Source organism: Streptomyces sp. HB132, assembly GCF_016909575.1.
In the GTDB taxonomy this organism is placed as follows: Bacteria; Actinomycetota; Actinomycetes; order Streptomycetales; family Streptomycetaceae; genus Streptomyces.
This window is the reverse complement of sequence record NZ_JAFBGA010000005.1, coordinates 193,001-206,121: the sequence shown is the minus strand read 5'-3', so window position 1 is coordinate 206,121 and position 13,121 is coordinate 193,001. Positions and strand designations below refer to the sequence as shown.

Here is a 13,121-nt window from a genome sequence, read left to right as displayed (position 1 = left end):
GGTCTAGCTCCTCTTCAGGGTGAGGGTGAGGGTCGCGCCGTGCAGACCGGCCGTGTCCGCGGTGATCCGCAGGCCCCGGCCGGTGGCGGTGGTGCGGATACCGGGATCCGCGGCGGCGACGGTGAGGCCGGGCCGGGCGAGATCGAGCACCACGGATGACCGCAGCTGTGTCGGGTCGGACAGGGCCACCGTGAGCGTCCTGCCGTCCGGGCGCAGCAGCACCGAGGCGGGGCCGTCGGAGGTCAGCTCCTGGGCCGTGCCCGCGGCCCAGAAGTTCGCCGCGAGCAGCCCGTCCGCGGTGCGGCGTACCGCGTGCACCGCCGTCGACCGGGAGACCAGCCGCACCGGAGGCGCCGCCGACCACTGCCGGGTCCGCGCCGCGGAGGCAGCCGGGGCCTGGAGCCAGAAGTAGCCGGCACCGGCGGGAGATGTCCCGTGGTCCTGCCACAGCGTCAGGTAGGGGCGGGTGACCGGTGTGTCCGTGCCGTACTTGAGATTGATCTCCCGCCAGGTCGCGGTGCGTTCCTCACGCAGACCGCGCAGACCGCGCAGGCCGGTGGGTTCGGGGAAGATGTAGCCCCCGGTTCCTTCGAGGTGCAGCCACCTGACCTTGCCGAGGGACGCCGACCAGTCCGTGCCGCCGGGTGCGGCGGTGCCGTTCACCAGGAGCGTGGCGGCCGGATCGTGAAGCTTGCGGTTCTCCACGACCGTCTCCACGGCGCCGTCGTCCGCGCTGATGCCGGACCCGGTACACGCGATCACGTCGTCCAGGCAGAACCAGCTCTTGAGGCCGCGCAGCGTGCTTGCGTACGCCCGAAGCTCCATGCCGTAGGCGCCGAGGGTCGTCCCCGGCAGAGCGGTGCCGCCCGCCCAGTCGGCGGTGCTCGCCGTGCGCTGACCCGCGGCGTCCCCGGGCCGGCCCGCGACGACGGTGGTGCCCGGCAGCCGGGTGGGGTCGACGGTGGGCCAGTAGTCCTCGCTGTAGTGCCCGAGGTCGTCCGTGTACAGCAGCACCATGCCGTCGGAGAGGTGCCAGCCGTGCAGATTCTCGTTCTGGATCGACTCGTAGTTGTAGATCCGGCTCGAATACGCCGATATGCCCAGTGCGAACGAGGGCCGGTGGTGCGCGGCCTTGTCCATCCGGGGGTGCTGCTTGTGGGCGACCAGCGGGCCGCGCGCCGGGACGGGCGAATCGATGATCCGCAGCGCCGCGACGAGGGACGCCGGGTCGGTGACCGCGAGGAAGTCGCGGTAGGTGTCCTCGGCGATCCACTGTTTGACCAGCGCCGTGAAGCCGTCGCCCGTCTCACCGGGGAAGCTCGGGATCAGCCGCAGCACCGCCTCGACGACGGTCTGGGCCGACGCGTGGCCCTGCTTGCTGGGACGTGCGATCTCCCGCCCGCACACCGACGCCATCACATCGCCGCGTGCCAGCAACGGGTCGAAACCGTCGAGGACCCAGGCACGGACGTTGTCGAGATCGGGGTCGGTGACCGCCCAGTCCGTGCCTGCCAGCAGGTTCAGCAGCCGGGAGAGACTGTTGAGCAGCTCCTTGCCGTAGCCGCCGTTGTACGGGTGCTTGTAGTGCTGCAGGAACGAGCCGTCCGCGTAGAAGCCCTCTCTCGTTCCCGCCGTACCGTCAGCGCGGTCGTTGAAGGCCAGGACGCTGTTGGCCCCCGAACCCTCGACGTCCGAAAGAGCGTCACGCACCCGGGCCAGGGAACCGCCGTCGTCACGCAGTACGGCGTTGACGGCGACCACGGTGCAGACCCAGACACGGTTGGCGCCGGTGGCGATCTGCCGGTCGACGCGCCACAGATTCGGGTCGGGGGTGTAGTGCCGCACCGCGGTCGTGACGCGCTCCAGCCGGTCCGCGCCGAGTACGTCGTACAGCAGCACGGACACGTCGTTGAGCGCGAGGGCCGAGCCGATCTCCCAGTCCCAGTCGTTGTCGAAGCGGGTGTGGCCGGAGCCGTAACGGTTCGTCAGCATCCAGTCGACACCCGCGAGCAGCAGGTCACGCAAGGAGGTGTCACCGTGCTGCGGGGTACCGGGGACCGCCCACGCGGTCGCGATCGTCGCGAGGCGCTTGAACGACGTGGTGACGTGGTTGGAGAGCGTCGTGCTGGTCAGATCCGCGAACAGCCCCTCCGCACGGGACGGGTCGAGACCCTTGGCAGCGGTGGTGGCGGCCCGGCCGGTCCGGGCGACGGCCGCCGCGATCCGCTCGTCGGTGAGGTCGAGGCCGGGGCCTCCCGTCAGCAGGGTGTGCCATCGGGCACGCAGCGCTCCGGTCTCCTCGGCGGCGGCGTGCGCGGCCTGGGGGGTAACGGTGAGGGGCAGGGTGACGGCCGCGCCGAGCGCCGCCGCTCCGGTCAGGACGGTGCGGCGTGTGGTGCCGGTGCCCGGGGATGGGGTCATGGTTCGTGTCCTCACAGCAGGTGTCGGCGGTCGACGGCCCCGGCGAGCGCGGCGTGACCGGATGGATTGGGGTGCAGACCGTCACCGCTGTCGAGGGCGGGCCGCATGCGCGACGGCCGGTCGGGGTCGCGCAGCGCGCTGTCGAAATCGGCGACCTCGTCGAACAGGTGGCCGGTGCGCACGGCGCGGTTGACCCGCTGCCGCACTTCGTCGAGCTCCGGCGTCCAGCGGATCCATCCCTCGAACGGCGTGATGGTCGCGCCGATGATCCTGAGCTTCGCGCTCCGGGCCCGCAGCACCAGTTGGCGGAATCCGTCCAGGACGAGCGAGGCATCCGTCTGGGCCGGCGGCTGCTGCAGGTCGTTGACGCCGAGCTGGACCAGCACGGTACGCAGACCGGGCAGCGCGAGGACGTCGCGGTCGAACCGCGCCTGGCCGCCGGGCCCGAACCGGGCGTCGTCCAGCAACAGCCGGTTGCCGCTCACGCCGAGGTTGGCGACGGCCGATCCGGGAAGCCACCGGGCCAGCTGGTCCGGCCAGCGCAGATCGGCGTCGTCGGGTGTGCCGACGCCCTCCGTGAGCGAGTCGCCGAGTACGGCGACGGCGGGGCCGCGGGCGCCGGTCACCTCGACGCCCGTCAGGAGGAACACCGAGGTGGTGCGCACCCCGTCCACGCTGTGCGAAGCATGCGTGTTGCGGTGGAAGGACAACGGACCGGTGGGACCCGGCAGCCTCGTCTCCACGGTCAGCGCCGACCCGTCCGGCACGCTCAGGCCGTCGACCGGATCGCTGGTCAGCGACGCCCCCGCGGCCAGCCACGTCTGCCGCCGCCCGCCGAACGTCACCGCCCGCCCGCCGGCGGTCACCGGACCGATCAGCACGGGTACGGCCCCGAAGGCGTGCCCGTACCTCAGACGCACCCGGCCACCGGCCGAGAGACGCACGGTCGCGGTGAACACCCCGTCGGTCAGCCCGGCGGACGCCACCGTGTCCGTAGCGGTCGGCGCGGTCTGTGCCGTGGACCAGGACGTGGCCCAGACCGTGCCCGGTTTCTCAGCCTGTGCCGCCCGGGCGGTGGGAGCCGTCGCCGCGACCGCGGCCACTCCCGCGGCGGCGGCCGTCAGTACCCCGCGTCTCGCGGGCCCCCGGACGGTCACTGCGGGCACGCTCCGGTCGGGTCGTACGCGTCGGCGTAGGTGCCCACCGCGTCGCCGCCGGTGTTGCCGCCCATGGTGTTGGTGCACACCGGGCCCTGCGGGGTGCGCATGAACTTGATGCCACCGGCCGCGTTGCCGGTGATCGTGTTGCCGTACACGCTCGTGCCGATGCCGTCGGTCGCGGTGTCACCGCCGAGGCGGACACCCGCTCCCACGTTGTCGTGCACGGTGTTGTAGCGGAAGATGTTGCCGCTGCCGCGTGCGTCGAGCCCACCGGAACCAGGGTCCTTCTGCCCGCTGCAGTCGTTGTACTCGACGTAGTTGTTCGTCGCGTTCTCCTTCACGTCCACGCACTCGTTGCCCCGGGTGGCGATGGTGTTGTGGTGGATGCGGTTGTTCCTGCTGACGTCGGCCGCCGCGTCCGGGGCGCCGTTGGCGCCCTGCTGCTCGGGCGCCGTGCCGAGGTAGATCCCCTCGCCGTTCTTGCCGCCTCCGCCGAACTTGAAGTCGGCCACCCCGCAGTCGGTGATGGTGTTGTCGTCCACCTCGGCGCCCGTGACCAGGTAGCGCAGCCGCAGGCATTCGTCCGCGGCGTTCTTCAGCGTCATCCCGGTGATCCGCAGGGCGCCCACCCCGTTTCCGGGCGTCGTGCTCATGACGTAGACGAGCTTGAGGCGGTAGCCCGCCACGTCGTCGGCCGAGCCGTGCAGCCCGTCGACGGTGAAGCCGCTCAGCGTCGTCGAGTCGTGCCGCACCTGGATGATCCTGCTGTCGCCCGCACCCTTCACCACGGCGTTCGACGGCCCGGTGATCGTGACGCCGGGGCGCGTGGTGACGACGTCCTGCCGGTAGGTGCCGGCCGCGAGACGCACCACCGCGCCCGTGGGCGCCAGCTCCAGTGCCTTCTGGACCGTGGCGAGCGGCGCGCCCGTCGACGTACCGGCGGCGGAGTCGCTCCCGGACGGCGAGACGTAGTACGCGGTGGCCGCTTCGGCCGCCGGGGACGGCGTGGCGAGGAGGAGCGGGGTGCCGGCGGTGAGCGCGGCGGCGAGGGCTGTACGCAGTAAACGGCTCATGAGGTGTGCCTCCTGGGATCGGCGAAGGACAGGGCGAGCAGTACGGGGACACCGGGGCCCAGCAGCAGCGGCCCCAGCGGTACGACGAGGGAGATCAGCACGGCGGACACCACGGCGCCGAGCAGCGCGGTGCCCCGGGCCGGGGACCCGAAGCCGAGTGCGAGCGCGCCGGTCGACCATGTGCGGACCGATCCCCCGGGGGTCCGGCCCGCCTCGGCCGCCAGAGCGACGTGGTGGATGACGAGCGCGGCCGCGATACCGAGTTGCGCGGCGAGTACGACGAAGGTCCAGGGCTCCGAACGCCCCAGCAAATGGACGATGTTCGCGGTGAGGACGACCGCCGCCGCCGTGGAGAGCAGCCCGTGCCGCCACAGTGCCCGCCAGTAGCGGGGGAAGGCGGCGAAGGTGTTCGCGAACACGCGGCTGTCCCCCTCCGCGCGCCAGAGCTGAAGTGCGTGCCCCATGGCGGCCAACGCGGGCAGCCAGGTCACGACGCCCAGCGACAGCACCGAGCACGCCGCCCCTGCGGCGGCCGGGAAGGCGACGAACTCCAGGCGGCGCAGCAGCGCCGTCCCACCGGACGGGAGGATTGCCTGCATGATCAGCCGACCTTTCCTGTGTACGGCTCGGACACGTCGAGGAGTACGCGCCCGTCGACTTCCAGTCGCGTGCATCCCACCGCGTACGGCGCGCTGTCCGGGCCGAGCAGCACGGCTGCGGCGTCCGCGTCCACCGATGACGTACGGATGCGCCGGTCCACGGGGGACAGGAGGACGGTCTCCCCGGTGTCCGCGAAGGTGACGCCCTGACCCTCGGCGCAATCGACTCGCGCACCGCCCGGTTCTCCGCCCGGGGTGAGCGCGCTGAGGAAGAGCCCCTCGGTGGACCGCGGGGTCGTCGCCCGCAGCGTGTGCAGGGTGCGGGTCAGCCGCAGTTCCGGCGTGCTGGACGTCGGATTGGCCTCGACCTCGGTGACCTCGCAGCCGACCTCGGCGTCGGCGGGTTCGAACCGCTGGAGGAGCGCGGTCGCCTTCCCCGACCTGATCAGCACGGCGCCGTCCGGACCGAGCTCCGCCGGGCGGTCGGTCTGGAGCAGGAACGTCCACGCACGCTCCTGTGCCGCCTCGGCCACGTCGAGCAGGACGAGCCTCCCGGACGGTGTGAACACCAGGGTCCGGTCCAGGCGCCGGACGCCGAGCGACGGGTCGTACATCGCGGCGATCTCCGCGGTGGCATGAGCCCAGCCGCCTTCGGCGTCCGCCAGCACGTCGCGCTGGCGGGCCTGCCGTTCGTACGGGATGTCCTCGTAGACGTGGTAACGGTCCTCGTCCGCGTACCCCTGACCGTCCACCAGCAGCAGGTTGTGGTGGGCCGCCCGCTTGCGGTTGCTGTAGCCCTCGTCGACGGCGAGGAACTCCCCCTGCGAGACCAGCACGAACGAACCGGAGTCCGGGTGGTGATGCCCCTGGTTCAGGGTCTCCCACCCCGATTCCGCCCGGTGCTTCTCCGACGTCTCCCACGCCGTGCGACCGCCGCCCGGGCTCGCCTTGAACGACACCAGCGTGGCGTCGTCGTCCCAGCTCGTGCGGGCCGCGAGCAGCCCGAGGTCCGGGAAGAACGCATGGGTCTCCGTCGGCCGGGCCGCCCGCACGGACGGGTCGTACCAGAGGTACTCCAGATAGGCCTCCGGCAGGATCCCCGGCCGGACGCCGCTCTCCGAGGCCTCCTGCCACAGCAGTTCGCCCGAGGCGAGATCGCCCATCCACTGGGCCTCCGCGATCCCGTACTGCGCCGCGAGCCGGTAGTACAGACCGGCGCTGTGGCCGCTGCGCCGGTCGTGGCAGTCACCGTGGTCGACGTTGAGCGCGAAGCCGGGCGCCGTCTGGTGGAGCCGGTAGCGGAACGTGGAAGGCAGGAAGCCGCCGCGCCCCCACCAGTCGATGCCCTCGGCCTCCTGGAGCAGGTCGAGGTGGATCGCCAGGAACGGCACACCGTAGCGCCAGTAGACGACGCCTTCGGCGTGCGAACCGTCCGGCGGCATCAGGTCCAGGACGGTGCCGAGGTTGTCCTTCGCGCGCTCGGTCCACTCCTCCTTGCCCAGCACGTAGCCGGCCGTCGCCAGGCCCGCGTAGCAGATCCAGTTGTGGTTCTGCCAGTACGAGGACGACCACCAGCGGCCCTCGCTCGCCACCGCGAACTCGTACATCCGGCGGCCCTGCAGCAACAGCTTGTAGCGGAGCAGCGCCCGCACCCCGTCCGGCAGGTCGTCGCCGATCCACCGGTAGGCGAGGGCGAGATGGTGCAGCAGCCAGCCCGCGTCCAGATCGTGGTCCGGCATGTGGGCGCGGCCCCAGTGCGGCAGCCGGACCGCGGCCTCGATCCAGCGCCGGCTCTCTTGCAGATGGGCGGGGTCGCCGGTGGTGCGGTACGCCAGCGCGGGGTTGGAGGCGGCGGGTCCGAGCCAGGTGATGCTGGCCAGGGGGTGCGTACGGGGCGGGGTGAGGCCACGATGGCGCGCGGCCTCCTCCCGCAGCCGGAGTTCCCGCGCGGGGCGGGGTCCCCGCGGCGGTGTGGCGGAGAGCAGCACGGCTCAGCTCCCCGTTCCGAAACGCGCGGCCGAACCGTCGGACAGCTCCACGGTCAGCTCCTCGCCGTCGAGCCGTACGCCGGTGACCGCTGGGCCGGCGGACGCCGCCTGGTAGACCGAGGCGAAGGTGATCCGCTCGGCCCGAGCCGTGAAGTCGACCCAGGTGCCGTTGCGTTGCGGGTCGTCCGCCGGACCGGCGCCCGGCCGCGAGAACGGACGGACCCCCGCCCCCGGGGTGTGCGTGTGCCAGCCGTGCAGGGTCTCGTCGCCGTACCAGATGGTGCGTACGGGACCGTCGGCCTGCTGCTGGACGTCCAGAGCCGTCCCCGGACGCAACTGGGCGGTCACGTGATGCGCCTCCCGGCCCGTCACGCCCAGCAGGTCCACCAGATAGCAGTCGCCCGCCACGACCCTGCGCACCGCGCGCACTCCCTCGTACGCGGTGGTGACCTCGGCGGTCAGGGAGCGGGCGTCCGAGGCCAGGAGTGCACCCGCGCACTCCGCCTGCTCCGCGCCGTCGACCCGGAACGCGGGATGTGCCTCGGTCGACGCGTACAGGTCCCTGAACTCGGTGTGTGCGTAGGGCACCTGCCCGGGATCCGGCTGCCACGGGGTCGTGTCGCCGTACAGATACAGCGACAGCTTGTCGCGGTGTCCGTGCGATCCGCCGTGCGGGCCGAAGTCCAGCAGCGCGTGGATGCCGGCCGCGCGCACCACCCCGTAGCCGGCCGCCGGGAAGAGGGTGATCCCGTCCGGCGCGGGGCGCCGGGGGAGCGGCGGTCCCGCGAACCAGCCGTCCAGCTCACGGTCCAGCCCGTCGTCGTGCGCACCGAGCTCGTCACGGGCCCGGGACGCCACCGCATCCAGACCGTCAGCAGGAACCAACTGCTGTGCCAGTGCCACCAGTTCGAGCCACTCCATGGCGAGGGGGCGGCGCAGGTACGGACCGTCGTGCAGGGCGGGAAGCACGCCACCCGGAGTCGCGACCGCGGCCAGTACGTCCGTCATCCCGGCCAGTACCCCGGCCACGTCGGACGGGACGTCCGCCGGATCGGTGGAGCGCAGGGCCAGCAACGCGGCCCGCAGCACGAAGCCGTGGTAGTAAGTGCTGCCCTCCCACTCCCAGCCGTCCTCGGCGACGGCCACCCGCAGATGCGCGTACAGCCCGTGCTCGCCCTCCAGCCACTGCTTCGCGCCGGTCCACTCCAGGCCACGGGCGGCCGAGGCCGCACGGCCCGCGGACGCACCGGCGGCGTTCAGCCAGGCGGTGTAGTTGGACGCCAGCTGCCCCCGCCCGGTCAGAACACCGCGGGCCTCCAGCGCCGCCCGCTCCAGATCGTCCAGCAGCGGCACGACCGCTGCCAGGTCGCCGGTGCCGTCCTCGGCCAGCGTGATCACGGCGTGCCCGATGTTCACCCCCCAGATGGCGTCGGTCAGCGCCTGGTGGAAGAGCCGGCCGCGCAGCATCCAGCCCTGCGCCTCGCCGTGCCGATCCGTGGCGAGTGACGCGTACAGGCCGGCGTACTCGACGAGCCGCGCCACCGTCTCCGCGCGTTCGCCCCGATGGGCGAGCAACCGCAGATGCCGCGCCCACGCCTGGTGCGACAGGACCACCCACGCGCCGCGCACCGCCGGGGTGTCCACCCGGCAGCCGTGCGCGCACCGCGCGCCGCCCTCGGGAAACACACCGGCGAGCAGGTCACCGTGATCGAGCTCCACGCCGTGCGCCGGACAGACGTACGCGTGCCACCAGCCGCCCCGCTCCCGGGGGATCCGCCTCAACGCGGCCATACGCCACCGTCGATGTCCACCGTGGTGGCGGTGAGGAACCCCGAGGCGGGTGAGGCCAGATGGACGACGGCGTGGGCGACGTCCTCCGGGGTTCCCGCCCGGCCGACCGGGATGCCGGCCTCCATCGCCTCCTGGGCAGGGACGGCGGTGAACGTGTCGTGGAAGGCGGTGCCCTTGATGAAGCCGGGGGCGACCGTGTTCACCGTGACGCCCGTGCCGGCGAGCTCCTTCGCGAGGCCCTTGGTGAAGCCCCGTACCCCGGCCTTCGCGGCGGCGTAGGCGACCGAGCCCGGCCCGCCGCCGTTGTGTGCGGCCAGCGAGGACATCGTGATGACGCGCCCGGCGGACGACTGCGTCAGGTGCGGCAGAGCGGCCCGGACCGTGCGGAACGTCGACGTCAGATTGGTCGAGACGACCCGCTCGAAGTGGTCGTCGGACATCTCCGCAATCTTCTCGCGGCCGATGAGATGGCCCGCGTTGCAGACGAGGACGTCCAGCCCGCCGAGGAACCCGGTGGCCTCCTCGACCAGCAGGTCCACCTCGGCGGTCACCGTCGCGTCGGCCTTGAACGCCTTGGCCCTGCGGCCCAGCGCCTCGATCGCGGAGACGGTCCTCGCCGCCTCGTCGGCGGAGGAGTGGTAGTGGACGGCGACGTCGGCGCCGGCCTCGGCCAGGGCGACGGCGATGGCGCGCCCGATGCCGTGTCCCGCCCCCGTGACGAGAGCGAGGGAGCCGTTGAGATCAGCAGACATGGGTGAAGCCCTTTCGATGACCGGCCCGCAGCGGGCCGGGGGCGGTCACTTGAGACCGGCGGTTGCGAAGCCCTGCACGAAGTAGCGCTGGCCGATGAGGAAGAGGACGACCATCGGCAGGGTGGCGAGCGTGGTGCCCGCCATGAGGAAGTGCCACTGGGTGCCGTTCTCCGTCTTGAAGACGGAGAGCCCCACCTGGATCACCCGCAGGCTGTCCGTGTGGGTCACCAGCAGAGGCCAGAGGAAGTTGTTCCACGACGACTCGAAGGTCAGCAGTGCCACGGTGATGAAGGCGGGCTTGACCTGCGGCGACATGATCCGGGCATAGATCCGGAACTCACCGAGCCCGTCGAGCCGGGCCGCCTCCTCGAGTTCCACCGGCAGGTCCAGGTAGAACTGCCGGAAGAGGAAGACCGCGAACGGGGTGACCGCGCCCGGGATGATGAGCGCCCACCAGCTGTCCAGCCAGCCGCTGCCGCCCTGGCCGAGGATGTCGTTGCCGCCGGCCAGCGGCATGAAGCGGACGATCAGGAACTCCGGCAGCACCTTGGTGTACGTCGGGATCATCAGCGCCGCGACGAACAGGTAGAACAGCGTCTCGCTGCCGCGGAACCTGATGCGCGCCAGGGCGTACCCCGCCATCGACGCCACCAGCACGTTGAGCACGGTGTGGCTGATCGCGATGATGAAGCTGTTCCGGGCGTACGTCGCGAACGGAGCCGCCTTCAGCGCGTCCACGTAGTTGCCGAACTCCCAGTGCTCGGGCAGCAGCCCGGCGTCCTGCGACGCGATCTCGACCGGGGTCTTGAGCGAGGTGAGCACCATCCAGACGAACGGCACCACCATGAGCAGGGAGACGACGGACAGGGCCACGTAGAGGGCGATCCGGCCGACGGGGACGGGACTGCCCTTCGCGGGCGCCGTGGGCGGCCTCGGTACGCGAGCCTGTTCCAGCAGCTCAGTTGTGGCCACGACTGCCTCCCATGATCCGCTTGTTGACCAGGGTGAAGCCCATCAGCAGCACGAAGAGCACCAGCGACTGCGCGCTCGCGTAACCGACGCGGAACTCCCGGAAGGCGGACTTGTAGATCTCGTACGTCATCATCGTGGTGCTGTTGGCCGGACCGCCGTCGGTCAGGATGTAGATCTGGTCGAAGGACTGGAACGCGCTGATCATCGAGGTGATGAGCACGAAGAAGGTCGCCGGTTTCAGCAGCGGCAGTGTGATCGAGAAGAACTGCCGCACCTTGGACGCGCCGTCGACCGAAGCCGCCTCGTACAGCTCCCGCGGCAGGGACTGGAGAGCGGCGAGGTAGATGAGCATCTTCATGCCGATGCCCTGCCATACGCCGACCAGGATCACCGAGGGCAGCGCCCAGGTCGTCGAGGACAGCCAGGCCGGACCGTCGATCCCGAGGAACGACAGCACCGCGTTGAGCAGACCGTTGCCGGGGTTGTAGATCCACAGCCAGACCAGTGCGATCGCGACCGTGGCGGTGACCTGGGGCAGGAACACGGCGGTACGGAAGATCCCGCGCGCCTTGAGCCCCGTGTGCAGGGCGAGGGCCACCAGCAGGCCCAGCGCCATCCCGAACGGCACGGTGAAGAAGGTGTACAGGAGGGTGTTGACGATGGACTTGCGGAAGACCGCGTCGTCCAGCATGTCCCGGAAATTGGCCAGGCCCACGAACTCCGGCGCTGACAGCACGTCGTACTTCGTGAAGGCCAGGGCCACCGAGACCACGACCGGAAGACCGATCCACAGCGAGGCGTGCAGCAGCGCGGGCGCCACCATGAGCATGCCCGCCCGGCGCCGGCGGCGCCCCGGCCCGGTGGGGACCCGGCCGGCCCGCCGTGGCACGGAGGTCTCAGGAGGGGAAGGCGGCCGTGTCGGCCTGGCCTTCACTACGGTTGTCGCTCCCATGGTGACGGGTCCTCACATCCTGCCGATGGCGGCCTCGGCGAGACGGCCGAGCTCCGCGATGGCGTCCTTCGCCGACTGATCTCCCACGATCGCGGGCTCCAGCGTCGGCTTGATCTTTTCCCGGATCTCCATCCAGGCCGCGGTCCCGCCCTCGGAGACCGCGTGCTGGAGGTTCTGGAGGGAGAGATCGACGAACTGGTTCTCCTTGACGTATCCGGTGTCGTCGAGGTCGCGCAGACCGGGCACCGAACCACGCTGCTCGGCAGCGCCGAGGATCGACTCGGGCGTGGCGAGGTACTCCACGAGTGCGCGTGCCGCCGCGGGGTGCCTGGAGCGTGCGGCCTGCGTCACGAGCGTCCCGCCCTGGAGCATCGCGGGCCTGCGGTTGGCCAGGACGAACGCACCGAGCTTGTCGTCCTCGATCAGCTCGGGGTTCTGCTCTTTGGCCTGGACCCACAGGGCACTGCTCGTCATCATCATCGACGCCTTGCCCGTCTGCACGTTCGATGGGGTGCCGATGTCCGTCTTCTTCGCGTAGTCCGCCGAGCCGTCCTTCACCAGGTCCTTGAAGAACTGCAGCGCCTCGACGCCGCGCGCGTCCGTGAACAGCACCTTCTTGCCGTCCGCGCTGAACAGTTGGCCGCCGTTGGCGAAGAGGAAGGTCTCCCAGCACTGGCGCAGTTCGATGGAGAACGGGTCGAAGCCGATGCGGCCGTCCCTGGTCAGCTGCTTCGCGACGGCACGCAGCTCCGCCCAGTCGGCCGGAGTCTTCTTGATCCCGGCCTCCGCGAAGTGGTCCTTGCGGTACACGACGATGCGGGTGTCGAGGACGACGGGCAGGGCGTAGAGCTTGCCTTCGTAGCGCGAGGGTTCCAGGACGCGCTTCTCGTAGTCGTGCGCGGAGGCGAGCGTCTCCGGCAGTTCGGCGATCGCCTTCTTCGCGGCGAACGGAGGGATCCAGCCGACGCCCATCATCAGCACGTCCGGCAGCAGCCCGCCCGCGAGACCGGTGGTGATCTTCTCGTTGAGCTGCGCATACGTGGTGTAGTCCACGTTGACCTTGACGTCCGGATACTTCTTCCGGAACCCGCCGAGGATCTTCTCCTCCAGCAGCGTCTTGCCGTTCGCACCCTCGTAGATGGGGGTGAGCAGCGTGATCTCGCCCTCGGCGGGGCCGTCCGCCTTGCCGGCCGCCGTGGAGCCGCCGCCGCAGCCGGAGAGAGCGGCGGCAGCGGTACCCGCGCCGATGGCAGCGAGCACAGACCGTCTGTTGAGTTCCATGGGACACCCCTTTTGAGGTGGAGCGGTGGATCGATCCAGCGATGGAGTCCCAAGTTTGGCTGGGAAGTGCTGGTAAATCGATGCACTGATGCTAGGAACGCCGTGAGAGTGGCGTCAACAGCTGATGCGCAA

The 13,121-nt window shown here is 71.0% G+C and carries 10 protein-coding genes; all 10 read right to left on the bottom strand.

Translation table 11 applies throughout. From position 1 onward, the window contains the following. Positions 1 to 3: 3 nt before the first annotated feature. The 10 genes from JOC24_RS14300 to JOC24_RS14255 are packed head-to-tail and all read right to left on the bottom strand — an operon-like array spanning position 4 to position 12,989. Entirely contained in the window at positions 4 to 2,421 is a 2,418-nt protein-coding gene (locus JOC24_RS14300) for a polysaccharide lyase 8 family protein (RefSeq protein WP_205020620.1), read from the bottom strand. Between the two features lie 11 nt (positions 2,422 to 2,432). Continuing rightward, the gene (locus JOC24_RS14295) at positions 2,433 to 3,578 is read right to left on the bottom strand and encodes a GDSL-type esterase/lipase family protein (protein WP_205020619.1); all 1,146 of its coding nucleotides are present in this window, start codon (positions 3,576 to 3,578) and stop codon (positions 2,433 to 2,435) included. Next, positions 3,575 to 4,654 carry a DUF1565 domain-containing protein gene (locus tag JOC24_RS14290; RefSeq protein ID WP_205020618.1) on the bottom strand — a complete coding sequence of 360 codons (1,080 nt, stop codon included), beginning with the start codon at positions 4,652 to 4,654 and terminating at the stop codon, positions 3,575 to 3,577. The genes JOC24_RS14295 and JOC24_RS14290 overlap by 4 nt, the downstream gene beginning before the upstream one ends. Continuing rightward, positions 4,651 to 5,253, bottom strand: coding sequence for a YesL family protein (locus JOC24_RS14285; protein ID WP_205020617.1), 603 nt, complete (start codon positions 5,251 to 5,253; stop codon positions 4,651 to 4,653). Before JOC24_RS14285 ends, JOC24_RS14290 begins: the two co-directional genes overlap by 4 nt. Before the next feature lie 2 nt (positions 5,254 to 5,255). Further along, positions 5,256 to 7,241 carry a heparinase II/III domain-containing protein gene (locus tag JOC24_RS14280; protein ID WP_205020616.1) on the bottom strand — a complete coding sequence of 662 codons (1,986 nt, stop codon included), beginning with the start codon at positions 7,239 to 7,241 and terminating at the stop codon, positions 5,256 to 5,258. Positions 7,242 to 7,244: 3 nt separating this feature from the next. Further along, the gene (locus tag JOC24_RS14275; RefSeq protein ID WP_205020615.1) at positions 7,245 to 9,032 is read right to left on the bottom strand and encodes a heparinase II/III domain-containing protein; all 1,788 of its coding nucleotides are present in this window, start codon (positions 9,030 to 9,032) and stop codon (positions 7,245 to 7,247) included. After that, positions 9,020 to 9,784 carry an SDR family NAD(P)-dependent oxidoreductase gene (locus tag JOC24_RS14270; RefSeq protein WP_205020614.1) on the bottom strand — a complete coding sequence of 255 codons (765 nt, stop codon included), beginning with the start codon at positions 9,782 to 9,784 and terminating at the stop codon, positions 9,020 to 9,022. The genes JOC24_RS14275 and JOC24_RS14270 overlap by 13 nt, the downstream gene beginning before the upstream one ends. A gap of 45 nt (positions 9,785 to 9,829) precedes the next feature. After that, positions 9,830 to 10,756 carry a carbohydrate ABC transporter permease gene (locus JOC24_RS14265; RefSeq protein WP_307792695.1) on the bottom strand — a complete coding sequence of 309 codons (927 nt, stop codon included), beginning with the start codon at positions 10,754 to 10,756 and terminating at the stop codon, positions 9,830 to 9,832. Next, a complete protein-coding gene (locus JOC24_RS14260; protein WP_239580447.1) occupies positions 10,743 to 11,708 on the bottom strand; it encodes a carbohydrate ABC transporter permease in 966 nt (321 codons plus the stop codon). The genes JOC24_RS14265 and JOC24_RS14260 overlap by 14 nt, the downstream gene beginning before the upstream one ends. Positions 11,709 to 11,720: 12 nt before the next feature. Further along, positions 11,721 to 12,989, bottom strand: coding sequence for an ABC transporter substrate-binding protein (locus tag JOC24_RS14255; protein WP_205020613.1), 1,269 nt, complete (start codon positions 12,987 to 12,989; stop codon positions 11,721 to 11,723). Positions 12,990 to 13,121 lie beyond the last annotated feature (132 nt).